The sequence below is a fragment of the Neobacillus novalis NBRC 102450 genome (assembly GCF_001591805.1).
Lineage (GTDB): Bacteria > Bacillota > Bacilli > Bacillales > Cytobacillaceae > Neobacillus > Neobacillus novalis.
On sequence record NZ_BCVP01000025.1, the window covers coordinates 87,164 to 112,558 of the forward strand.

General features: G+C 36.6%; 23 protein-coding genes. 2 read left to right on the forward strand and 21 right to left on the reverse strand.

From position 1 onward, the window contains the following. Positions 1-233: 233 nt before the first annotated feature. The gene (locus tag BANVL01_RS18495; RefSeq protein WP_066094890.1) at positions 234-1,430 is read right to left on the reverse strand and encodes a YhgE/Pip domain-containing protein; all 1,197 of its coding nucleotides are present in this window, start codon (positions 1,428-1,430) and stop codon (positions 234-236) included. 166 nt (positions 1,431-1,596) lie between these two features. On the opposite strand from BANVL01_RS18495, the gene BANVL01_RS18500 reads away from it, so the two are divergent. Continuing rightward, entirely contained in the window at positions 1,597-2,214 is a 618-nt protein-coding gene (locus tag BANVL01_RS18500) for a TetR/AcrR family transcriptional regulator (RefSeq protein WP_066094887.1), read from the forward strand. 217 nt (positions 2,215-2,431) lie between these two features. Here the strand turns inward: BANVL01_RS18500 and BANVL01_RS18505 are convergent, their stop codons facing one another. From BANVL01_RS18505 to BANVL01_RS18555, 10 genes are all read right to left on the reverse strand, one after another. After that, on the reverse strand, positions 2,432-2,818 hold the full coding sequence (locus BANVL01_RS18505) for a hotdog domain-containing protein (RefSeq protein WP_066094884.1): 387 nt from the start codon (positions 2,816-2,818) through the stop codon (positions 2,432-2,434). Between the two features lie 68 nt (positions 2,819-2,886). Then, positions 2,887-3,873: an MBL fold metallo-hydrolase gene (locus BANVL01_RS18510; RefSeq protein WP_066094881.1), complete on the reverse strand. Its 987-nt coding sequence runs from the start codon at positions 3,871-3,873 to the stop codon at positions 2,887-2,889. A gap of 359 nt (positions 3,874-4,232) precedes the next feature. Continuing rightward, a complete protein-coding gene (locus BANVL01_RS18515) occupies positions 4,233-5,246 on the reverse strand; it encodes a pirin family protein (protein WP_066094879.1) in 1,014 nt (337 codons plus the stop codon). A gap of 110 nt (positions 5,247-5,356) precedes the next feature. Continuing rightward, entirely contained in the window at positions 5,357-6,301 is a 945-nt protein-coding gene (locus BANVL01_RS18520; RefSeq protein ID WP_066094876.1) for a ring-cleaving dioxygenase, read from the reverse strand. Between the two features lie 319 nt (positions 6,302-6,620). After that, positions 6,621-6,896, reverse strand: coding sequence for a hypothetical protein (locus BANVL01_RS27865; protein WP_066094870.1), 276 nt, complete (start codon positions 6,894-6,896; stop codon positions 6,621-6,623). 187 nt (positions 6,897-7,083) lie between these two features. Then, the gene (locus BANVL01_RS18535) at positions 7,084-7,476 is read right to left on the reverse strand and encodes a hypothetical protein (protein WP_066097173.1); all 393 of its coding nucleotides are present in this window, start codon (positions 7,474-7,476) and stop codon (positions 7,084-7,086) included. Positions 7,477-7,677: 201 nt separating this feature from the next. Next, positions 7,678-9,561, reverse strand: a complete 1,884-nt coding sequence (locus tag BANVL01_RS18540; protein WP_066148023.1) for a TnsD family Tn7-like transposition protein — start codon at positions 9,559-9,561, stop codon at positions 7,678-7,680. Continuing rightward, on the reverse strand, positions 9,530-11,239 hold the full coding sequence (locus BANVL01_RS18545; RefSeq protein ID WP_066094864.1) for an ATP-binding protein: 1,710 nt from the start codon (positions 11,237-11,239) through the stop codon (positions 9,530-9,532). Before BANVL01_RS18545 ends, BANVL01_RS18540 begins: the two co-directional genes overlap by 32 nt. Beyond that, the gene (locus BANVL01_RS18550) at positions 11,217-13,385 is read right to left on the reverse strand and encodes a TnsB C-terminal domain-containing protein (protein ID WP_066094861.1); all 2,169 of its coding nucleotides are present in this window, start codon (positions 13,383-13,385) and stop codon (positions 11,217-11,219) included. Before BANVL01_RS18550 ends, BANVL01_RS18545 begins: the two co-directional genes overlap by 23 nt. A 15-nt stretch (positions 13,386-13,400) precedes the next feature. Further along, a complete protein-coding gene (locus BANVL01_RS18555; protein WP_066094858.1) occupies positions 13,401-14,210 on the reverse strand; it encodes a heteromeric transposase endonuclease subunit TnsA in 810 nt (269 codons plus the stop codon). A gap of 645 nt (positions 14,211-14,855) precedes the next feature. Here BANVL01_RS18555 and BANVL01_RS18560 point away from each other — a divergent pair. Next, a complete protein-coding gene (locus BANVL01_RS18560; protein WP_066094855.1) occupies positions 14,856-15,041 on the forward strand; it encodes a hypothetical protein in 186 nt (61 codons plus the stop codon). Positions 15,042-15,269: 228 nt separating this feature from the next. Here the strand turns inward: BANVL01_RS18560 and BANVL01_RS18565 are convergent, their stop codons facing one another. The 10 genes from BANVL01_RS18565 to glmM all read right to left on the reverse strand — a co-directional run bounded on the left by BANVL01_RS18565 (position 15,270) and on the right by glmM (position 25,387). After that, entirely contained in the window at positions 15,270-15,740 is a 471-nt protein-coding gene (locus BANVL01_RS18565; RefSeq protein WP_066094853.1) for a hypothetical protein, read from the reverse strand. Positions 15,741-15,987: 247 nt separating this feature from the next. Next, positions 15,988-16,641, reverse strand: a complete 654-nt coding sequence (locus BANVL01_RS18570; RefSeq protein ID WP_066094850.1) for a hypothetical protein — start codon at positions 16,639-16,641, stop codon at positions 15,988-15,990. After that, positions 16,638-17,318 carry an ABC transporter ATP-binding protein gene (locus tag BANVL01_RS18575; RefSeq protein ID WP_066094847.1) on the reverse strand — a complete coding sequence of 227 codons (681 nt, stop codon included), beginning with the start codon at positions 17,316-17,318 and terminating at the stop codon, positions 16,638-16,640. The genes BANVL01_RS18570 and BANVL01_RS18575 overlap by 4 nt, the downstream gene beginning before the upstream one ends. A gap of 775 nt (positions 17,319-18,093) precedes the next feature. After that, on the reverse strand, positions 18,094-18,732 hold the full coding sequence (locus tag BANVL01_RS18585; RefSeq protein ID WP_066094841.1) for a hypothetical protein: 639 nt from the start codon (positions 18,730-18,732) through the stop codon (positions 18,094-18,096). Continuing rightward, positions 18,729-19,547, reverse strand: a complete 819-nt coding sequence (locus BANVL01_RS18590; RefSeq protein WP_066094837.1) for a hypothetical protein — start codon at positions 19,545-19,547, stop codon at positions 18,729-18,731. Before BANVL01_RS18590 ends, BANVL01_RS18585 begins: the two co-directional genes overlap by 4 nt. A gap of 178 nt (positions 19,548-19,725) precedes the next feature. After that, positions 19,726-20,760, reverse strand: coding sequence for a DUF4179 domain-containing protein (locus BANVL01_RS18595; protein WP_066148026.1), 1,035 nt, complete (start codon positions 20,758-20,760; stop codon positions 19,726-19,728). Continuing rightward, positions 20,750-21,283, reverse strand: a complete 534-nt coding sequence (locus tag BANVL01_RS18600) for an RNA polymerase sigma factor (RefSeq protein ID WP_066094834.1) — start codon at positions 21,281-21,283, stop codon at positions 20,750-20,752. The genes BANVL01_RS18595 and BANVL01_RS18600 overlap by 11 nt, the downstream gene beginning before the upstream one ends. Before the next feature lie 481 nt (positions 21,284-21,764). Continuing rightward, on the reverse strand, positions 21,765-23,567 hold the full coding sequence (glmS, locus tag BANVL01_RS18605) for a glutamine--fructose-6-phosphate transaminase (isomerizing) (protein ID WP_066094831.1): 1,803 nt from the start codon (positions 23,565-23,567) through the stop codon (positions 21,765-21,767). Positions 23,568-23,620: 53 nt separating this feature from the next. Further along, entirely contained in the window at positions 23,621-23,776 is a 156-nt protein-coding gene (locus tag BANVL01_RS27420) for a hypothetical protein (protein WP_156482359.1), read from the reverse strand. A 261-nt stretch (positions 23,777-24,037) separates the two neighbouring features. Then, on the reverse strand, positions 24,038-25,387 hold the full coding sequence (gene glmM / locus BANVL01_RS18610) for a phosphoglucosamine mutase (protein WP_066094828.1): 1,350 nt from the start codon (positions 25,385-25,387) through the stop codon (positions 24,038-24,040). Positions 25,388-25,395 lie beyond the last annotated feature (8 nt).

The window sequence follows — 25,395 nt, forward strand, 5'->3', positions numbered from 1 at the left end:
TAAATAGTTATTTTATACTAAGCATCTCCCTTCTATTTTACTATAAAATAACAAAATATTCCCTAATTCTCCAATTATGTTTAATAAATAATAACGCACCCGTTTGTTTGTGTACATTTTTTCACAAACTTTACCAATAAAGCCGTTTCTCTATAGAGAAACGGCTTTATTGGTAAACAGGGCAACAACTTTTCCATTTAATGTCTTCTTCTAAAGTTAAGTTAACAATATTCTTACATATTTCGAGAATCCGATCCTACTTCCTTCACTTTATTACGTTTTAAAGCAGTACCAAGTATGACAATCATGCCTGCTAATCCAATCCAAACAAGGACAGAAATTGGAGTGTTCCAGGTTAAGCCTTCCCCAAAGAAGAATATTTTTCGAAGACCGTCTACCATAAATCGCATTGGCAACCAAGAATAAATCCAATCCCGATAAAATGGAGACATCATTTCAGGTGCCATTGCAAGTATTGGTCCCCCGAAGAATAGCAATAAGGCAAAGAAGCCGATACCCTTAATCCCAACTAATGAAAGTACAGCTAAAATCATTAGGATGAAAGTAAATGAGGTAATGGTTAAAAATAAGGCTGTATCCATGAAATCTGGAATGTTGAGTCCTACCATTCCCTTTGCTATCCAGGTAAAGCCAAATCCAATTACCAGTGCGACAATAGCACTCATGATAATTTGCCCTGCCTTTGTTACAAGTTTTTCTTTCCGAGTGGTGATCGGCATTTTGCTAATGGCAATAAAGAGAATCGCCGCACTTGCCAAACTTGCCATCCATAATGGCTGGAACAAGGAAATAGGAGCGTTTCCGTTCGCACTATTGGTGCCGATTTCATTCACATTTGTGACTTTCTTCGTGATTGGAACTGCAAGGCTTGCTGCCTGTTTTGCTGTCAAAGTTGCTCCTTGTTTTTCAAAACCATCAAGAAGTTGGTTGCGGACAGTGTTATTCATGTTGTCAACTACTCCATTCAAGACCTGTCCTGCCATCGTTGCAGCAGCCATATTCATTCCCTGATTGATCAATATTTGTATTTCAGGTGCAGAAGGTGCTGGAGTCCGTAATGATGCTTGCTTTGCACTAAAATCTTTGGGAATCACTAAAGCCGCGTAATACTTTTGGTTATCCAAACCTTTTTGGACTGCATTACTACTTTTTACTTCCACCCATTTTACAGCAGGTTCTTCATCCTTAGTTGATGTTGATGTTGAAGTTTTTTGCATCATTTCCACAATCGTTTGCCCCATATTCATCTTTGGTTGATTAGGAAGTTCCACTCCCTCATCCTCATTTACGATGGCAATAGGCAGATTTTTCGGTTTTGGCTGGACCGATGGAAATAATGTCAGTGAAAAAATAAAAATAACTGCCAAAGCAATGATCGGTGAAACCAATACCAGTTTATTTTTGAACATATTTTACCCTCCTTGGTTTTGGGTTATAATAATAGACAACTTGTTGTTTATTACATTTCAATTTTAAATGGGGGACTAGTTCTGTTTCAATAATCAAAAATGGCAGATGTGTTGGTTAGGGAACACTTTCTATAATTGTGTTGGATAAAAAGAAGGAGGACGTAGCTTGCGAGATAGTAGCTTTGATTTGCGGGTCATTCGTACAAAAGATGCCATCCGAAATGCATTAGTTGAATTAATTGAAGAAAAAGGCTTTGAAGCAATCACAGTTAAAGATATCACAAATAAAGCAAAAATAAACAGAGGCACTTTTTATGCTCACTATCAGGACAAATTTGATTTAATGACCAAGTGTCAGGAAGAAATCATGCAAGAAATGTATAACATAGCAAAAAAGAACTTTCCAGGGGTTATTGCTGCACTGGGAACCAACTCCCCGAACCTAGCACCTTTCTCCCTTGTAGTTTCATTATTTGAGTATCTAAATGAAAATAGTGGATTTATGAAAGCAGTGTTAGGTCCAAAAGGAGGTTTATCATTTCAAGCAAGACTGAAAGATTTTATGTGGGAAACAATGTTTGGAAATAACCCAATCCCAGGTATTAAGGAGGAAAATTTACTTGTTCCAGGCAAATATTTAGCTTCTTACGTTGCATCTGCACATATAGGGGTAATTCAGCAATGGTTGGATAGTGGCAGAAAAGAATCTCCTCAAGAAATAGCTCGTATCCTATCGGCCATCACAGTTAATGGACCCTTCTTTGCAGCTGGTTTGAAAAAATAAATCCTTCAAGAAGGGACACTATCTTAGAAAAACAGGTAATGTCCCTTTTTCTGTGCTAAAACCCCAATCGGAGTTCCTGCTCCTAAAGCAATAGAGGTTTTCGACAAGTTTAATATACATGATTTTAGAAAAATCGTATCCTTTTTCCATGAACGCACCCGTTTTTTTTTACAGTCTATTTATTCGAATTGGATAATATTACTTGTCGATTGCGGGACTAATGCTCTGTTAATATTACTCCCGCAAAATTTCCGCTCAATACTAGTTTCTTATCTTGATTAGTACATAGGAAAGTTGCCAAAATAGATATTCTATTATTATCTTTTCTTTCCAGTTTTTCAATCGTTACTTCACAGCTTATTGTGTCTCCAGTAAAGACGGGTCTCAAGAATTCAAAATTCATTGTACGAGCAAGTACATTGTAATCTCCGCCAACTTTTGTTGGTAATGTAGCAGTCAACAACCCTTGAACCACAAGTCTCCCCAGTTCATCAGGATTCGTATGGTGGTTCCCTTCATCCATGGATACCTTTGTAAACATTTCAACAACTTCTTTTGTGAATGCCCGTTCAAATCGAATGATGTCTCCAACTTTCAAATTCAATTTACACTCCCCCCTAAATTCAATAGTTTGATAAAATAATGAAACTCGAAAGCAAGATTCAACAGTTTTTATTCATTATGGAATATCTTGCCCTGCCAATCTTTCGGCTTGATATTCTTATCCATCCATTCCTTTTGTGGTGCTATGTATGGAGCCGTGGCGATTAAATGATTATTGTGCCAGCCTGCTGCACCGGAACGAATCATTTCATCAACCAGGACTTGAATAAATTCTTCCGGCTGAAGCTGGAAGGCGTAACGTGAAAAATCTTGGAACCAACCACAATTTAATAGGTATTTACCAATTTCTCCTTTTGACAATCCGTTTTTCATGATTAGTGTAAAGGCAAAAATCCTTTTGCAGGCATGCCATGAAACTTTTTCTGGACTTTTAAGCCACTTTTCAAGCCGTTTCCTTGCTGTATCAATGGAACTAAGTGGATCCTCTATTTGGGGTCCATGTCCTGAATATGCCTGCTTGATTCGGAGCGTGGATACACGATCTATACTTTCTAATGATCGTTGGATTGATGAAACACCCTCTCGAAAGAGGTTAAACCAACCGACATCATTTCTGTGAAAGAGATCCCCGCAAATGAATATCTCTCCTTCAGGTTCATATAGAGAAATATGTCCTAGCGTGTGTCCCGGTGTGTGCAGGACTTGAAAAGTTCTGCTTCCTGTATGAATTTCATCGTTATCTAGTAGCTTCAAATCGACTCGGTAAGGTTCCACAGGCTGATCTAGCCATTCAGCACTACAGGCTTCAAGGTCACAAGCATTAATTAAATTAGCATCCCATTTATGAGCAGCAATCTTCACTCCATAATTTTTTTGAAGATGAAAATTCCCCCCTGCATGGTCACTATGATAGTGGGTATTCACAATAAGATGTAATTCCTCTGGTGAAACGCCTGCTTCAATAATTAATTGCTCTGTTTCTTTCGCATCACTCCCAAAGCCAGTATCGATAAGGATTGAGAGCTGATCCTTGATAAGAACCATGTTTGCACTTGGAAATTTTCTCTCAAAGAAAATAACTTCGGGGTTTTTCATTAATCTTGCCTCCTAAAATTCAAAGGTAAAACAAATATGATTTAACGTTCAGTCAATCATATTTGTTTTATTTTTACATGATTTATTTAATATATCAATTATTCAGTTTTTCTTATTTGCAAATGATCACGTTCTGTCATTTTTACTTCTTCTAAAAGTTACTTGCAGATCTACGTATATTTCGTAATTCTATAAAAATAAACGCACATATTCATTTATATGTGCGTTATGTTTAAATCGATATTTGAATTTTGTTTTTTATTTAGCAATTCTTACGATAGGTTTAAGTGTTACTTTTCTCTCATTAATAGAGCAAAAAAGCCTATTTTCCTACTTACCTTACATTTAATGAATAGTGGTTACCTTTTTTCAACTCTTCCATCCTTATAGCTCGCGAATCTTCCTGACTCACGCTTATTTACAGGATCTGGACGGTCCCACGGCCAGCCTCCAAATTGTGTATTTTGATAATCCCTGAATGCATCGTGAATTTCCTGCTCAGTATTCATGACAAACGGTCCATAGGATACGACAGGTTCTTGTATCGGCTCACCCTCTAGGAGCAGCATATAACTCTCAGATAAGCCATTTGTGATCGTGATTTCCTGATCACCGGCAAGCTTTACACGATGATACGTTTCAATCGCTGTTTCGTCTATATTTAGTTTATCTCCCTGATAATAGTATATATTTCTCGTCATTGTTGCTGAAACTGACGGCAGGGTGAAGACTGCTTCCGGCTCCATATGAATAACGTAGATCCCCACATGATGATTTTTATCGTTTGCCCAAGAAGCAGAGTTTGGCTCTAAACTAGACTTACCCATCACACTTCCGGCAATCATTCTTACGGTCGTTTTCTGTCCATTCGCAGCAGCCGATTCTACTTCCGGTATATCCTCAGCCCATAACATTTTATATTCAGGATCAGCGAATTTATCTTTTGCAGGTAAATTCAGCCATATCTGAAAAAATTCAAGTGGATTGCCTTTGTCCTGATGGACGAGAGGAAACATTTCAGTATGCTGTGCACCCTTACCTGCTGTCATCCATTGAACATCCCCATTCCCAAATCGTCCTCTGGACCCATATGAATCAAAATGATCAACAAAACCCTCAAGAACGACTGTTACCGTTTCAAAACCTCTGTGAGGATGTACAGGAAATCCCGGAACCGTTTTGCCATGATACATTCTAAAACCATCACGCAACGTAAAATCCTCGCCAAGATTTCTGCCTTCCAATGAAACGTTAGGACCCTGCTGGTCATTTCCTGAAGGATACGCATCTTTATGATGTACTGTCATAAGGAACGGATCTTCTGTCTCCCATGGAAATCCCAATTTTTGTATTTTGATGATTTTGCTATTCATTTCTATTTCTCTCCTTTATAAGCCACCCTATTGTGGATTTATTTTGATCTTTAAATCTGAGGTAACGTGATAAACAACAGCCTATTGATGTGATACTGTTCGTTTGTTAATTAATACTCCTCAATAGGTTTTAGATTTTCTTCAATTTCAACTCTTCGGTCTTCTAAAAATGGTGGTAAATCTAATTTTTCACCCAGTGTTTCGATGTCTCCATCAATTGTGAAGCCTGGCCCATCGGTTGCAATTTCAAATAGAATCCCGTTTGATTCACGGAAATATAGGCTCTTAAAGTAGAAACGGTCGACAATTCCTGAGGAATGGAATCCTCTTTGTTTTACTTGTTCTTCCCAATAGGCAAGCTCTGAATCGTTTTTTACACGAACCGCTAAATGATGAATACTACCGCGGCCTGGTTTTTCAGTCGGTCCGTCTAAATACTTCACGACGATTTCTCCAAAAACCTCTCCTTTAATTGATTGAAAAATCGCTTCGTCATCTGTACGGTTTATCTCTGTGTAGCCAAACATATCTGTAAGTGTGCTTGCCAGTTTATCAAGTCTTCGTACTGTTATTTCCGTAGTGCCCATTCCTTGAATTTGATGCTCTGCAGGGACATCGGATTTTTCCCAAGTTTGCCAGTGCACCACTTTTGCACCGTTTGAGACAAGAAGTACCATACGTAAACCTTCAGGATCCTCAAAGTGTAAAGCTGGGTGATTGGCATACGTTGTAATGTCACTATGCTCAATACCGTGTTCCTTAAATCGTTCTTTCCAATAGAATAAACTTGTTTCTGATGGTACTAGTAAACCAATTTTTGTGATGGAATTTGTACCACGATAAGTTTTTCCAACTGGTGGAATTTCAAAAAAAGATAGTTCAGTACCTGGGCTACCTGTTTTATCTCCGTAAAATAGGTGATACATAGATGGATCATCTTGGTTCACGGTCACTTTCACACGACGTAATCCAAGCAAGTGACGGTAAAAGTGATTATTTTGACTTGCGTTTTTTGTAATCATTGAAATGTGATGATGTCCCGGAATTTTATACATAGATAATTCCTCCATTTTCAATTAACTAGTCAAGTGATAATTAAAAAAATTAGCATTTATCACAAGTAATTGGACTCTTAATTTTCCATTTTACTTTCGGTATTTTTTTGCAACTTAGTCATGAGCATATATAGTGTTTTCTGCTCTTCCTCTGTTAAGCACTCATTGACAATGGACGTTTGGAAAGTAAGTTGGTGTTCAAAAACTTCATGTATTTTATCTTCCCCCTTTTGAAGTAAGGGCAATCCATTTAGTTTTTCAATCCTGCTTTCGCTGTATATACCCCTCTTGCTCAAGACGACCTTTCGTTACTATCACTTTATACCTCAAGTGAAAAAAGTGCAACAAAAATATCTCGAATTGAAAGTATTTTTGCTGCATCTCTGAATTTCATGCCGAACTGTCTCCCGCTCTTCTCTTCCGCCTCAGATCGTTGATATATCGGGCCTCCCCCACATTCAATCAAACGTTTGATCAATAAAAAAAGAATCGGGAAGCGTACCAGCGGTACGCTTTCCCGATTCTTTTGTTTGCAGACAACAAAGTCGGGTACTGTAAAACGCTGGAACCCGCATTCCTGCGTTTTAAATTGCATTAGTGAAAAAAGAAAGTCGGGTACCGCCTTTTTTTCTACCATACAACAAAGTCGGGTACTCGAACGGCTCATATTGTCGAACTAAGCCCATTTTTTTGTACGGTGACATTTGTATATAACTCACTCGCTAATTGAATAAAAAACTAATAAATAAGGTGCCACCAATTAAAGGTAACACCTTATCCCGTTACTTATGTTGGTATTCTAATACTTCTACCTTAAATCCGTGACTACATCCAATTTTAGGACTATCACAAGATGGAGAAACTCTTACTTTAACCAAGTCATCTTGATATCTATCAGGAACTTGAATTCTTAAAGAAATATCATAAGAATGATTGTTGTTATAAACAATATTAACAATCTTCTTTTGCTGCCAGCCAAAACCAGATTCCTCTTTTCCTCCATACTCTTTTATTACCCTTTTATCAATAGCTGGAAATATAATATCCCGAATAATATCTTCTGGTGTAACATACCAGTCTTCCGCATACGGTTTAATTTCCTTTGGCTCTGGAGGTTTAGCATTAGCTAGGTTTCCTGTGAAAAACATTAATAAGATGATAAAAAGACAAATCATTTTCTTCAAGATGCTCACTCCAGAAAGTATTAACGATAGATTTCGAACTGACTCGTTATCACTTGTACTTTTTATCCCCAATTATGACCTTTTGATATATTGTTCCCCATTAATACAAGAATATGTATTATGTTAACTTCCGTCTAAACTAAAACGGTTAACAAAAATCAAGGGGCTTCATTTTAGAAGCCCCTTCAATATCTACTGATTTACCGTTTCATATTCAGTCGTTCTTAATGTGATTAACCTTTTGACTTCGTTTGAAACGGTCGGTCTAAGTCCTGCTTTTTTGTAAATTTTCCATTCAAGAATTGGCTCATCTTCTTTTTTTAGTTTTTCAAGTGTAACTTCAACCCGTCTTTTTTGGAAGGATACTGTGTCTTCCGATACTTTACGGATATACTCCATGGTCTTTGGGAGTTTATCCGCTTTTTTCTGGAATAAAGATAATTCATTTAACTTCTTACCAATGGAAGTTATCGTTATCCTTGTTGGTTTTTCAGCTTCCATGTCCCAAGTTTGAACTACTTTCTTTATTTGTTTCAACAATTCTTTATCCCGCTTCTCCCAATCGACCCGTTGATTCGGAGTTTGAATCCTTTTCTTTACAGGAGAATTATCGTTAAGCCAATCAGAATCGTTCCGATACAAAAAGGCATACACATCAGGAGCCATCTTTCTCAACTCTGTTTTTGATTTTTCAGGGTATTCCTCCTGAAGTTCCAGCCATTTGTTTTTTCTTTCTGTTAACTGTGTTTCGAAATCTTCCAATGTCTGATTCACATTTTTCTTTTCAACTTTCGGCAACTTCCAAGAGACCTTTAATTCCATTTCAGCCGCATATTTTTTAATGGTGGCACGATCTGCCTGTAATTCCTTTGCTATTTCTGTAAGGGTGTTCCCTTCGTTCACCAATTCCAACAGTTTTTCTTTCCAAACGTGACCATATTCTTTTATTGTGCCGATACGATATTTGTCTTCTCTGTTTTGATCAGGTCCTCTCCTTGAAAAAACAAAACCACAAACACAGTGGAATGTTCCAACTGGTTTCCTTGTATCATAGCAAGTGGTTATCGTTAAATCTGTTACGACTGGCTTATGATGGTTGGGACAAGCAACATTGAGACATAACCAAGATCCCTTTCCAAATGGAAGATACTCCATTTTACCAAACAAATGATTCAAATCAGTTTCCAAAAACATCATCACCAATAAATGCCGAATCGGATGAAAGGACTTGCGGTGTTTTTGAAAGATCATCGTTAACCAATCGGATTCTTCGATATACACTTGTGACTGCAATAATTCTAAACTGCGTTCGGAGAATGTTGCTCCAAAACATTGGTATAACCTGTCCCGTTTTAAAAACCCGTTTATACTTGCATATCCTTTTTGTTTTATAAGGGTCAGGTATTTTTCCCGAAGCGTATTATCAGTCTTTTGGAGATGGGTATTATTTAGGAGAGTTTCGGTTGCTTTGGCAACTTTTATGAGCAAACGAACCTCTTCTTTCTTTAGTTCATCAAGATTATTCTTTGTTCCTTCAACAGACGGAGTGGCGATGATATATTCATGTTGATTTTGTGCTTTTACTGAAACATTAGTTTCTTCCAATACCTTTTCGTGTTTAGAACACATAAAAACACCAGGAGCCTGATGAACCCGACGCCAATATGTTTCACCAAGAGTGTCCATATCCTCTTTGATACAATCACGGCACACCCATAGGTTAGTTTTTAATTTGACATTGCTTGCTGCAACACCAATACGGGTGTGTATTGTACTACCCTTATTTTCCATCATGGACTGCTTTACTTGTTTCGCCTGTTTTGGTAGCAAAAAGGCTCCATAATAGGGATACATCGTATGATTATTAATCAATTGTTCTGCATCCCAATAAGAACCCAGCTGGCTTAGTAAAAAATTTAAATTGGCAGGTAAGTCCCAAACGGACCGAACAGTCCGTTTTTCAAACAGATCTTCTGTTGTCATTTTTGGACTCGTATTTCCAGACCGTACATGATACCTCGCCAATACGCTATACAACAATTCATCAGGATACGGAGTGGGAAACCAGTGCAGCATGTTCATCATCCTCCCTGAACTCGTCTAATGGTTGTTTGATGATATTTTTATCAAGAAACCATTCGTGAACCGACTTTTTCTTCTGCCTTCCTTCTTGCATTAAACGCCCCAAATAATTTTCATCAATGGACATGGATTTCTTTTTCTTGTTCTTGCTCGCAACTTTCTTGTCATCCTTATCAATAAGGAGTTTTACCGCTTCTTTTAGTATCATTGATTTTCCAATGTCTTCACCCGTATCTTTAAATACTTTCTTTACAGCACTTTGGACTTCCTTTGGTTCAAAATCCATGGCTAACAGTTGCAAGGTAACCTCTTCTAAAAGAGATTGTTCCTTCTTCTGACGCTTTTGCTGCGTTAATTTCTTTTGAATCCGAACCTTTTCCTGAAAATCAATGGAGGATTTATACCTTTCGAGTTCCTCATCCATATCAATCGGACGAATATCTTCATATTTAGCAATTTCACTTGGAATCCCTGACCTTAATGCATTTAACATTGGTTGTACCAGTCTTAAGCTGTCTCTAGCCACTTGCTTGACGATTTGTTTGCTTATTTTTTCTTCCCCTGTTGAAATTGCTCTTACTTGTGCCAGCATAAAAAGTTTTACGGCAATGTCAAGAATCCCTTGGCTTTCCTCGTAAAGTAAATCACTAAAGTCACTGGTTAATTCAGTAAAGTCTGTTGTCCACTGATATTCCCACATACCATCCACGAATAAATCCCAGGACTCATCTTGTGGCATTTGAGACCAAACCATATCTCCCTGACCACTTCCGCGTCTTGCTTGTCGAAATTCACTTTGTAATATAGAAATGGCTTTATTCGTCCCGACCATCAAAACAGGAATGCCGATGGTGTTAACCAAAGTAACAAAGAAGTTCAACATTTTATCTGAACCGCCACTTTTACTAAGACTGAGATGCTGAATTTCATCGATGATGAGTAAACCAATTCCATGGAGACTAGATAAATGAGCCATTCGCTGTAACATTAAATCCGTCGTATTTTTTTGTGCCCCAAATTTGTTTAAATAGTTGGACCCTAATAATCGATCCAATTCAGCGAAAAAGCTCATACATAAACCTTTTAAGGACCCATCAAATGGACAATCGAGCTTCAACCAACTAATCTGGGTATAAATAAAGGGCTTCCCTTGATACTCATGATGCTTGATCAATTGAGGGTAAAATGATAGCACCCTTTCGATTGCGGTCGATTTACCAATCCCTGAAAGACCAATAATCGTAAACCCAGCCGCTGTTCGTTTTGCTTCTGTTTGGTACGTTTTTAAAAACTTCCCTTCCTTTATCGCTCGATAACTTTCATGAACCCTCATGACTTCTTCTTTTTTCATTGGATTTCGGTGCAGGTATCCTTGACGAATCGCTCTGGAAATCCTTTGTTCAAGATCGAGATGGTTTTCAAATGGTTGGAAATATTGAAACAACCTCTGCAAACAATGAAACCGATAATTAGCATTTAAGGATCGTTCTTTTTCGTCATAAGGAGGTAAAACAGATAATTGGTCAACTACTTCTTCCTCCGTAAAAATAGGAGGTAGTGCTTCTATTAATGGATTGGATTGATAATCTTGAACAATTTGATCGCTGTAAATCGCATCCACCATTTCTTCACCATGCAGTATCTGTAAATCACTTGCTGCTAACCCTTGCATGCTTCAACTTCTCCTTTTGTTTTTGACGTAATAATTCAATCTTGGAAAGACCTTGTTTTGGTGTTGTTTCCTCCACTATTTTTTCTTCAATCGGTTGAGTAAACTGTTCCGCGTCAGCCAGTAAAAAGGCTTCCTCTTTCCTTCTTGCTTCTTTTTCCATAGAACGATTATCTCTAATACCTTTTACTTTTTGATTGTTGCTCATCTCCACTTTTTCTTTATCCAACGATTTCTTCGCCTTTTCAACAATGTGTTCTATCTTGCTATCTAAATTGGAATTAGTCTGCTTCTCTTCATGTGAATACCCCTGTTCCTTTAACAATTCATAATTAAAGTAATATTCGACTTCCTCCATGGTTTTGCCGCTATATTTCTTTTGGTGATCAAGCAGTGTTGCCACTTCATAGCTTCTGCCGTCTTCACTAGGCAAGTAGATGTGCGACATATCTCTTGGTTCGTAGCAAATTGGAATTTTCCAGCTCTTTTCACTTGCTTCACCGAACCAATTTTCTTTTAATGCCGTTTCGCTGCTGAAACGCATCTTTTTAAATTCGATACCTTTATACGTTACCGTTGCGTTTGCAGTCGGAAGAAGATGAAGTTTTACAATATCTTCAGAGTAAGAGCGAAGTTTACCTGAACGGTTTTTTATCCCCCAATTCCATAATTCACGCGGGATAAGTGGCACTTCGTCCTGAATCATCATTTCATCTTGGTTATAATTTTTTAACCAGTGATGATTGTTGTGGTGCAGGACACAATGGATAATCACACTTGTGAATTCCTCCAATGTAAGGGTAGCATCTAGTCGGTAATCTCTGTCGCCTCTTACCCTAACATCCCTATCCACGGTTCCAGGTAAAAACGGCTTCACTTTTGTGTTAATTACCCTAAAGTGCTGCTCGACAATTCCTTTCCAATCTGCTCGATATGGCGGCGTATTTTCTACTTTCATATTAAAAGCATTGATTAATCGCTCGACATTGTAACCTTCCAATTCCCCGCGGTCGGCTAACAGTATTTGAGGAAGGTAATGACAATCCCAATCTTCCTTGGATATATCAATACCGTACTGCTTACAATACGAAACTTTATCACTGGCGGTATTAGCAAGAGCCATCATTGCCCCAAACCAAGACGGACCTTCTAATCCAACATATAAACCAACTACCATTCGGCTGAATACATCAATCACTACATAAATAACAGGGCGACCGATAATCCAATTTCGGTTAAAAGAACTTACGATATAAACATCAGCGACCGTCGCATCAATTTGATATTTCGTCCCTGGTCCGTATAAATCGCCTACGGATGTTCCCAAAACCGCCCGATGTTCTAAATCGTATTTTCGATTTCCTTTTCTTTTGCGAAGTTTTTCTTCCGCTTGATAGGTCTTCTGATACCAAAACTGGAATTGCCTATATGACGGGAGCTGTTCCTGATCCTGAAGAATAGGCAATTTCACACCACTCTCATAACGGTAATCCTTTACAAAGAATGTTTTGAGCATTAAATCATAGGTTTTGGCAAGTGGATTTTGTTTAACGGTATGATAAAATCTCTTTATACTAACCTCAAAAGTCCTTTTGATTTCGTCATTAATAACGATGCCCTCACCAATTGTTGATTTAAACTTTCTAGGTCTCCCCGTCTTTACGGTAAAATTCTTTTCCTGTCCCTTTCCCCCAGAATTTTGAAAATCGGGTAGCAATGCATTTTTTGATTTACCTCTTTGCCAATATTGGGTCATATATTTATAGATCAACCGTTTCGTCTTCCCTGTGCTTTCCATAGAATGGCGAATCAGAGGACCCCTTTTATCGGCATCAAAAATATCAGGCTCTTGTAAAACCATATCTTCGATGCACTCCCACCGTTCATCCCGCAACAACCTATTTTTTTCGGAAAGCTGTTCATCGCCCTGATAGACAAACCCATAAGGATCTTCATCGACAAATGATAATAATTGGTCCGAATGCATTTGTTGTAAATCTGAAATTTTCCGCTTAATAGGAAGCGTTTTTTCCTTTTCCATGTCAATGGTGATACAGATGATGTTACCTTCATCTATCCAAATAATTCGTTCCGTTCGTTTTTTGCCATCCGCTGCTTCGATACTAATAATGTCATTGATTACAAACATTTAATTCCTTCTTTCTTATATAGAGTCACGCTTGATTACATCCTCTACCCAAAGGTGAGTGTAAATCTTCTTTGTTATATCAGCAGGGACTTCTTTTCTTGCAATTAAATGCTTAAGAATTTCGAGTCCCATTCCATTTTCCAATTGAAAGGTATTATCAAATTCAGTTACCATTTCAATAATGGAAATGTTATATTTTTTGATAAACGATTTCATTTGCTTGGCAAAGGTATTAAGTGTGGAAGCGGGTAAATCCTCAATTTCAAAATAAGAGGGGTGCAGCCATTCCACATTTTCAACCATATCCTTTGGAATTTCTTTTTCCGTAATAATTCCCCAGTCGATTCCACGATTTTCCCAATAGGAACGTTCAATTTCGAATTTCTCAATCGTTCGCTCATTTTCCAGTTCACTTGACGGTTTTATGGTTCGAGCGACATGTTTTGTGCCTGTCGAATCCTTAATAGTTATAAGGAAGTCAGTTGTCATCACAATAGGAACCTGAGATTTTGGATCGGTCGGATGTTTAATCCCTTTTTCATTTGCAATAATCCAGGTATCATCACGAATCAATGGATATTGCTCCCGAATATCCATAACAGCATCATTCCATTCCAACACATAAAAGTAATTCCGCTCTAATTTAGATAAGAACTGATGGATACGATTTGTTTTCCATCCTTTTCCTCTCGTTGATATGCCGCTTGAAGGAACATCTTGAATGTTAATCCAGGGCTTGTACTCCTCGCCCGTTCCTTGTCCCCGACCTTCTTTTTCCATATCAAGTATTTTCTTTTCCGTTAATTCTATTTTCCTTTTTGCCACGGTTATCACTCCTTTTCCAAAAATCTTCCATGTCCCTATCATAAACGGGAAGAGCCCGTCTTACATGCTGCAAAATTTTCTAGTACCGCCTTTTACCAAAAAAATATTTTTAACAAAAAATCTTATAAAGAAATATTTTTTTCGACAAATTTTCATCGGTGATTCAATAGATTATTTAAAAAGAATATATTTTTAGGTCATTTAAAAATGACATATTTCTATCATCATTAACAAATAATGTAATTTATAAACCGCGATATTGCAAAAATAATAAAAAACATGTCGGAATTAAGTGTGCAATTCTTTGATTTGACTAGCAGCACGAATTAGGAATTGATTTTCCCGAAAGTAAAAATTGCCTGCTAAAATGAAATTAGGAAAGGAATTGGAAAATACTAAAGGAGAATGGATGAAAAAGGTGAGTTTAAAGATTATTGATGACACAAGCAAAAGATTGGTTAAAAATCTTATAAAAGGTTTTAGAGATTAATTTCATAATACGACACTTACGAGTTAAAGGAGAAATGTAAAATGAATGATGTAGAAAAAGAATACCTTTCGGATACAATTGCAATTTTAGTTGGTTATGACGGATAACACGAAGTTGATGGGCTAAAGGCGTTAATTGATGAAACAAGAGAAAGATTGATTAAACTTTATAAGCAACAGGTTACGAAAACAGATTTAGGAATTGCATTTAATCTTGATAGTCCGTTTGAAGTTTTAGAAGGCGGAAAGGGAAATCAAGGAAATGATGATGAAAACAAAGCAAAAACAACATTTATCCGACATCTTAATGATAAAGCGATGAAGAATATGGAGGATAAGTAAAACGCAATACGATATAAGGACCATCTTTATTTTGTAAATAAAAAACATTAATACAAAAGCAGTTGATACGAAATCAACTGCTTTTTCAATTATTAATTCATTGTTAAAACATATACGAATTGAAGTGCGAATTCGTCTGCGTATTAGCATTTTGCACAACTGAAACGAACCCGTTAATTTTAATCCATTTTTTAATTAGGCTTTTGCAAATGAACTACGAAAAGATGGTTAGGATTTCGACCTAATCTTTATGAATCCATTAAAATGATATAAATTTTGATAAAACTGGTCTCTATTTCCACTTTTACAGTATTCGATTGAATGATAAAATAATGCCTTTATTTCAATTAATACCTCTTCATCTTCCAAATGCTTTATCACATCAGGAGAAAGCGTCCTATCCTCCGTTACTTTCAATAATAACCGCCGCCACGATTTTGGCATTTTGACTTTCTTATTATGTAAGGCATTCATTGCACCGTTTGTTGAAAGTTCATCAAAGGTTATTAAATAGGCTTCGAAATAATCTATTTTCGGGTCCTTTCCATCAACAAATTCATCTACACGTTGTTTAAGATCAGATGGCTTTACGTTTTTACTATACTTCCCCCTTAAAACCGACCGCAGCTTTTTTAAATATTCTTCATATTCATCTTGCTCTAAATCGCCGATGGTTTTTCGAATGTTACTGACATACATATTCTTCTCTCCCTTATTTCTCTATATTTAAAGTAATATCCGATTATTCAGAATAAATACTTACCAATTGAATTTTTCCAACCACAATATTAGGGATGAATTTTTATTTAATCACAGGTTTTTTTGCCGACAAAAAAAGACCCAATCCTGAAATTAGACTGAGTCATACTTGATCAATTTTTTTACAAAACCATCGCTGATGAAACACTGTTAAGTCAGTTCCCGACTTTTTTGTATTTCAACAACCCTAAAACCCATCACTGTATCCTTCAGGTTTAGTGGGGAAAATGCTCACTTGCAATTGATTAGGCTTTGGTTCGTTGTTGGTGTTATAAATACCTTCAACACCGATCCAAATTTTATCGTAAGGGAAAATTTTAATATCTTCAGGATATGAATCTATCTTATTTTCTCTTTTCTTTGTAACATCTGTTTTTAATATATCAAACAGTTTATTTTCATCATATTGTACATTTAAAATGTTAAATATCTCTTTGAAATTATCCGCTACAACGTTTCGCTGTTTTTTATTGTTATAAAAATGGAAATTGGAAATTTGTATAAAAAACCGATCAATTTTCTCATCATGATGATTGTAAACAGTAGTAACCATATAATGATTATCACCAGTAAATGTTGAGGACATTTTGTTCTTAGCAATACTTGAAGTTAATCCTTTGCTCTTACTTAATTTTTCGTACACATCTTCTGCGGATAATTCAAATACTGGAACAGAATTAAAAACAGCATTTTCTTTTTCTATTGTTTTCGCTGAATCCTCATTTTCCATTTCTGTCTGAGTGGGCTTTGGATTTTGTTCCGCCTTTTTTGTAGATAAATTAGTGCACCCTGTTGTAATAATTAACATCACCATTCCAACTATCAAAAATATTCTTTTCATTGTTTTATCACCCCTTTTGTTTTTTTATTTGATAACACTTTATGGTTAAAAATCCTTCCTTTGTCAAGTTCAAATACTTCATCGCATAATAACTCAATATCCCCTTCATGATGGCTAGTTAGCAGTATTGTCTTTCCAGAAATTTTATACTCTAGAAGTAATTTGTGAATTTCTTCTACCCCTCTTTTGTCCAAACCATTGAATGGTTCATCCAAAATTAGAATCTCTGGATCCTCCATAATTGCTTGTGCAATTCTTAAACGTTGTTTCATTCCGAGTGAATATTTGGACACCTTTTTCTTCTCATGCCCACCTAAACCCACCATTTGAAAATAATGAAGAATTTCCTTTTCATTAATTTTATTTTGTATTTCAGCCAATAGCTTCAAGTTTTCTGGTCCTGTTAATCCATTCATAAATTCTGGAGATTCAATGATAACCCCTGTATTTTCAATAAAATCAACATCTTTTCCTATGAATTTCCCATTTACTTTAATAGTTCCTGATGTAATCCGCGTAAGCCCGCATATTGCTTTGAATAACATGGTTTTTCCTGAACCATTATATCCAACAAAACCATATGTTTTGCCCTTCTTCAACTGCAATGTAATATGATCCAATACTTTACTATTTCTTGACTCTTTTGAAACCTCTTTCACTTCAATTTGTAAATCCATATAAACCCTCCTCAAAAATACAAGTTATATTTTTTAATTAAAATTTTTCCAAGAATAGAGATTAAACAATTTAATAGGGTGATAAATAGTAAACTATCCACAAAGAAGAATTCGTAATCGAATAAGATAAAATTAAATGCCGTTTGCGTTATATCAGCCATGATAAGGATTAATGGAACTATTAATCCCGCCATTATTGCTGGAACACTACCTTTAACGAGGCTTACATATATCATCATTCTGTTAATTGAAAAGATGAAAAGAAAAAATGCGAAAAAATGTCCTAAAAGAAAAGTAAGTATAGTGATTGCTGTATAGGAAGAATATGACGAATGTAATGAAAAAATATGTTTGTCCATAATAAATACAGTTATTAGCAAAATACCATAAAGCAAAAAGGAAAACTTCAGTGACCTTTTAAATGAGATACGTGACATTTTTCGTATGTAACTTTTTACATTCCCGTACCGTATTAATGTCATATACAGATACGGTTTATTAAACTTAATAAAATGACTGCTAGTATAAACAGTGCCAATGAATATGACGGTAAACATTCCTAACAAGGTAGTCGGACTTCGAAAGTCAATATAATCGATGTTTGGATTTTGGGTATTAATAAATAACAAACTAAAAACATCTAGTATATTTATAAAAACACTTTGGTTTCCAGCATGATTACTCAAATTCCTTATCACATTGATTCCAATTAAAGCAAAGATCATGATATAAAAGCTGTATTCAAATAGCTTTTTTCCATTCGGGAATATTTTGTTCATGTTAGCTTCCTCACTTTCTTTACAGCTTGGAAGGAAACCAAAATAATAACAATATATAGTCCAATAAAGCCCAACAATATACCCATTTCCACTATCGAGCCGATAGGGGCTAAATATAAATAAATCGGTGAGTACACATTCGCAGTTCCATCAACGGACACGAATAAGGACATGATTAAAAAGTATAAAACTGCCCCAATAAAGGCGATGTTACTATTAAACAAAAGATGTAAAGCTACAAGCAATAAGCATACGAGCAACAGGCAAACATTAATTAAAATATAGAATTTTAAGGTATAGAAAATGCTTACACCCTTTTGATTTAGGGTTAGAATGAACAAAATAATGATGGTATAAATCGTAGTAAAGATTAAATTATCCTTCATTAAACCTGTCGTTATCTTGTTTATCGCCCTTGTATATGCCTTATATCTTATCAACGACATGGAATTAATTTTTTCAGAATAATAAACGGATATGTATGCAAAATAAGTCAGGTAGAAGGCAAAAACAGCTTGATAGCTTTCACCCAATAAGGTAAACTCACTCATTAACCCGTAAATAACAAATAACCGAACCGTCATATAATACATAAGTGATAGAAACGAAGCATATAAAATTTTCTTGAGTATCAAATCGGATCACCCTTTGAATATCTATATATGATTGCACCGACCGATGCTATAAGCGGGATAATTAAAGGAATAAATACCTCAAATGTCTGAAACAATGTATTGTATGCCGTAACACCTTGCATAATATTAAGCAACGGGAGGTTTAACGTTTCCGCTAAATTACCGATTACTATGTAGTAAACCATTGGAACAACGATGATCAAATAACTTTTCTCCGTCCATACCGCTACTGCAATCCCCATCACGCCAAAAGTAAACCCTATGGCAAAATAAATAGTTGTAGCCATAAATACATAGAAAAGGTATGGATGATCATTATAAAACGATTCACCAAAAATATGTGCGTAATTCCCTACATTGTCCAAGTGATCTGTTATGAATGTGGCTCCTATTGTGAAAAAGGTGAGATAAGTGACAGTCACACACAGAGCAGATATAAACGAATATTTTAAAATAGTTGTAAACATATATTTTTTGAATTTTTTTAAGCGTATGCTTGCATAATTAAAATATCCGTTCTGCTCATTATGGAATTGAATAATGGGCAATAAGGAGAAAATAGGGAAAAAGTATATGGTGTATCTTGTGGCAAAGTCAATATATGCCTCCCAACTCATCAACTGATTCAACATTAAAAGCACTGTTTCTCTCGGATCTTGCCCAATTAGGTCAGGTTCATTTTGAAAGTCGGCTATAAATAACCAATAATACATTTCACTTGAAAAGAACCAAGACAGTAACAAGCTGCTTAACAAAAGTATCATTGCAACTAGGGTATATTTATTATTAAACCTTAATCGATCTATCCTATTCATTTACTCCTCCTAACTCTGGGTTTTATTTATCCCAGTGATGAATGATTCGCCTAATTGGGAAACAAAAAGGCGGCATAATAAGGATGCATCGCATAATTAAAAATCATTTGATCCACATCCTTATTTTAATAACATATTCCCCTTGAAAAGGTATCTTTTGAATACAGCCTAAAATATATTATTTTTTAACCAGGTCTGTTTCACCAATTTCTTCAACAACTAATTTAAGTCTGTTTGCATCAGCATAAGAAGATACTGGGAAATTTGTTGAAATAATCGTTTGATTGTCTTTTACTTTCATACTAAAGGCATTTGGCTGATATTTCTCTCCATTTTCATCAGTGATGTGCATCCGACCGCCAATTAAATTTTCATTTTCGATTACTCCATCCAAAGCAAATGTTATATTAAGAGATGTTGGATTCGCAATCGCTGATGTAACTTGGACTTTAGACGATGTATTCTTCATTGCATATTCAATATTTGAAAACGCTTTTGTATGTTCCCCTAGTTTGAGCCTCCAATTACCATTGATAACCTTAAACTCTCCATCCCCATTGTTAAAAATTACACTTTCCACTTCAATCACAGCATTTTTTAATAAAGGGATAGTTCCTTCGTTTGAATCAAGCACTGCATCGTATTGAACTGTGCCCGCTTTTAAGTCAATTGGACCGTTTTTATTTTCAATACTTGAGATATATTTATTAGTTCCGTGTAATTTTTTCTTATCTGAAACAAATTCATCGATATATTCTCCATCACCATTTATGATACGGTAGTTTAAAGAAACTTCTTCCACACCTTTATCTAATAAAGATTTATCCTTAAAAACCATCTGAAAGCTTAATCCAATTTTATTGTTATCAGAAAAATAATGGTCTAACATAACTTTGATATTTTTATCAGAAGCAACGCTTTTGCTATCTTGTGTAAATCCTTCATTTACCGCTCGTTCAATACCCTTATCATGGAAATTGAAAAATTCATAAATTCCAGCTTTTACATTATCATTCGACACAGTCAATCCCACAACTAAGCAAGCACTAGCAACGACAGCGATTATACCATTTCGATTGAATTTTCTTTTCTTTTGTTTAGATTGCTTACGAATCGAATCATAGGTCTTATCTAGTGACTGTCTCACAGTAAATGGGATTTCCTTCTCTTCGTTCAAAATATTATTTAACTCCTTATCGAAATTATTGAACATAACCAATCACCCCTCCGCCTTTATCATAATTACTTCTTAATATTGATTTAGCTCTGGACAGTCTTGACTTAATTGTCCCTTCAGGTTCTTTCAAAAACTCACTTATCTCTTTGGTGTTCATACCGACAATATAATATAAGACAATCGCTGTTTTATAGTCGGTATTAAGGGCATTAAGTTCATCTTCCAATTCCATTTTTGAAATCGAATCATTTGTCTGTTGTTGCAATTCCTCAACATCTACCGCTTCAAAGATATTCTTATTTTTGTTCAGAATGCTATTGCATTTATTGATTAATATTTTGCAAATCCATGTATTGAAATAAGCAGGATTTTTTAGACTATCTAATTTTTCATAAGCTGACAAGATAGCATCTTGCATTGCATCAGCCACATCTTCATCATTATTCAATAATTTATTAGCAACTTTATACAAAACTTGTTCATATTGCTTTATTAGCTGAATAAAGGCTTCATTATCACCCTTTTTTGCCTTTTTCACTAAGGCGTTTAATTTCGCCATTCATATCCCCCCAGGTAATTCCAGATAATCAGTATTTCAAAATAAATATGTACTCTCCTTTGTTCCTTTCACTATGTTAGATATGGAAACATATCAAATGGTTGCATTATTTTAATAAAATATTTTGGTCAGAAGAATTGCTTACAAATGCAACTCATGACTATGATTTAAAATAAATATGTATCGCCTTTTTTTCTCTCCACTATGTTAGATATTGAAGCATATCAAATAGTTGCATTATTTTCAAAGAATATTTCGGTAAAAATATCGTTTACCAATGCAAATAAAAAAGACCCAACCCTGAAATCAGATTGAGTCTTACTTGATCAAATTTTTTACATAACCATTGCCTATTGGACAACTTGGGGTTGGTACCCAACTTTGTTGTTCAGTACCCGACTTTGTTGTCGAGTACCCGACTTTGTTGTTCAGTACCCGACTTTGTTGTCTTTCAACATCTTTTGAAGCCATTACAGTCAGCTTATTCCACAGTTACCGATTTCGCGAGGTTACGCGGTTTATCGACGTCACAATCGCGGTGTAAGGCTGCGTAATAGGCAATTAATTGCATTGGTATGACAGAGATAAGTGGTGTTAATAATTCATGTACTTCTGGGATGACGAAGCTATCTTCGTCCATATTTAGACCCTTCATCGAAATGATGCATGGGTTCGCTCCGCGGGCAACAACTTCTTTCACATTTCCGCGAATGCTTAGGTTTACACTTTCTTGAGTGGCAAGGGCAATAATTGGTGTCCCTTCTTCAATCAAAGCAATTGTACCATGCTTTAATTCGCCGCCTGCAAAACCTTCCGCTTGAATATAAGAGATTTCTTTAAGCTTTAAGGCACCTTCTAAACAAACATAATAGTCAACGCCGCGGCCGATGAAGAAGGCATTGCGTGTTACCGATAAAAATTCTCTTGAAATGTGTTCGAACAACTCTTTTGAGTCACATAGAACTTCCATGGCATTGGCGATAATCCCCAGCTCATGCACAAGGTCAAAATCAACACGAATATTTTGGCTCTTCGCAGTCACTTCCGCTAAAATAGCTAACACAGCTAACTGCGCTGTATATGCCTTTGAAGAGGCAACCGCAATTTCAGGACCAGCATGCAGCAATAGTGTATACTCCGCTTCACGGGATAGAGTTGACCCCGGCACATTGGTAATCGTTAACGTACGATAACCCATTTCTTTAACTTTCACGAGCACAGCACGGCTGTCAGCTGTTTCGCCACTCTGTGAAATAAAGATAAACAACGGCTTCTCCGTTAGAAGCGGCATATTATAAACAAATTCACTGGCAATATGAACTTCAACAGGAAGTTTAGCAATGCCTTCAATGAACTGCTTTCCAACAAGACCAGCGTGATAAGAAGTCCCGGCAGCAATAATATAAACCCGGTCAGATTCGTTCATAGCGCTAATGATTTCAGGGTTAATCGTTAATTCCCCCTGCTCATTTTGATACGTTTGAATAATCTTACGCATCACAAGCGGCTGCTCATCAATTTCTTTTAACATATAATGAGGGTACGTACCCTTTTCGATGTCACTTGCATCAAGTTCAGCTGTAAATGGCACACGGCTAATAATGTCTCCGTTTAGATTTTGGATGGTTACATCATTCTTTTTAACAATAACAATTTCCTTGTCCATTAGTTCCAGGTACTGATTCGTGACTTGAATCATTGCCATTGCGTCACTAGCAACAACATTAAAGTCGTCACCTAGACCAACAAGAAGCGGACTTTTATTTTTTGCTACATAGATGGTTTCATCGTCCTGTGCATCCAAAAGCGCAAGTGCATACGATCCATGTAAAAGTGTCAATGTTTTACGGAAGGCTTCTAAAACCTCTAAGCCTTCCTGAACAAATAACTCAATCATCTGCACAATGACTTCTGTATCTGTTTCACTTACGAAAGTAACATCTGTTAAAAATTCACGCTTTAAAAGGTCATAGTTCTCGATGACACCGTTATGAACGAGCGTAAAACGTCCAGATGTACTTTGATGGGGATGGGAGTTTACTTTGCTTGGAACACCATGTGTTGCCCAGCGTGTATGGCCAATTCCGATGTTTGCCATTACGTCTTCATCAACAATTCCGCGTAAATCAGCAATGCGGCCTTTTTCTTTAAAAACATGAATGCCGCGCTCGTTTCTTAAAGCAATACCAGCTGAGTCATAACCTCTATATTCAAGCTTTTCCAAGCCTTTTAATAAAATTTCCTTCGAGTCATTATTACCAATATATCCAACAATTCCACACATTTTTTTTCCTCCCTAAAGGGGGACAAGGTGCTTCTGAGGGCGTACTTGCCCCCTTATCTCTGTTTTTTTGTCAGGTATCTGTCTATACCTTTTTGAAACATTACGATTATTATGCGCATTTTCTTCTCTTTGTCCACAAAGTTGCCTTCATGTTTTAAAGAAGAAATTTTCGGCCTTGCACACACAGCCGGGAGGTATCCGCCGAACATTCGATAAACCTCCTCCTCGTCAACTAACCAAACTCTCTTTCAGTTAGTTCAGGCGCTTTTAAATACTGATTCCTCCTGCTGCCCTCCTTTCCAAGAATCCTTTCTAAAATGCTTTAAAGAAACAAAGCAAATTAATAGTACATGATTTGTCAGTCGTCCGTCAACAAATAAAATAAATGTTAATATTTTGTTCAAAAACCATTCATAATAAAATATGCATAAGGGAATGGAATCGTTCCCTTATGCATATTTGAGAAATCATTATTCTTTTAATTCCATTTCCTCTTTCACGACTGTGACGATGCGGTTCACATAGGATTCACATAGTTCTTCCGTTGAAGCCTCTGCCATAACGCGGACAAGCGGCTCTGTTCCTGATGGGCGGACAAGGATTCTCCCGTTCCCGGCCATTTCCGCTTCTACCTGGTCAATAACCTCTTTTACGCGAGGGTTATCGGTCACATGATGCTTATCCGTTACTTTCACATTCACAAGCTTTTGCGGGAATTTTTTCATTTCGCCAGCAAGCTCTGACAACGGCTTCCCAGTCGCCTTCATAATATTAACTAATTGCAACCCGGTTAATAAGCCATCCCCTGTGGTGTTATAGTCCAAGAAAATGATATGGCCTGATTGTTCGCCACCGAGATTATAACCATTTTTCTTCATTTCTTCAACAACATAACGGTCACCAACCGCTGTTGGTACACTATGGATAGCATGATTCTCAAGCGCTTTATAAAAACCAAGATTGCTCATAACGGTTGAAACAATCGTGCTTTGCTTTAAACGACCGTTTTCTTTCATATATTTGCCGCAAATATAAAGGATTTGGTCGCCATCGACAATATTTCCTTTTTCATCAATGGCAATTAAACGATCGCCATCGCCGTCAAAGGAAAGTCCGACATCAGCCCCTTTTTCCTTCATCATCGCAGCAAGTGCTTCAGGATGAGTCGAACCAACACCTTCATTGATATTTAAACCGTTTGGTGAAGCCCCCATTGTTGACAGGTCTGCATCCAAATCAGCGAATAAATGCGTTGCAAGCGAAGACGTTGCCCCGTGTGCACAATCCAATGCAATATGGATACCGGAGAAATCTTCCTCAACGGTATTTTTCAAGTATTGCAGATACTTTTGCCCGCCTTCAAAGTAATCCATCACCTGACCAAGCTCTGCCCCGGTTGGACGAGGCAATTGATCCTGCGGCAAGTCGATTAGTTCCTCAATTTCGACCTCTTGCTCATCGGAAAGCTTAAAGCCGTCAGAGCCAAAAAATTTAATCCCATTATCTGCCACCGGATTATGTGAAGCGGAAATCATCACACCCGCCTGGGCTCCTAATGCTTTTGTCAAATAAGCGACACCAGGAGTCGATATCACTCCGAGGCGCATTACTTCTGCCCCAATCGAAAGTAATCCTGCCACAAGCGCCCCTTCCAGCATATGTCCGGATATCCGTGTATCACGGCCGATTAACACTTTTGGACGATTCTTATCTTTCGTTAACACATATCCGCCAAAACGGCCTAATTTAAATGCTAGCTCTGGTGTTAATTCACTGTTTGCTACTCCTCGCACCCCATCGGTACCGAAATATTTTCCCATTTAAAAAT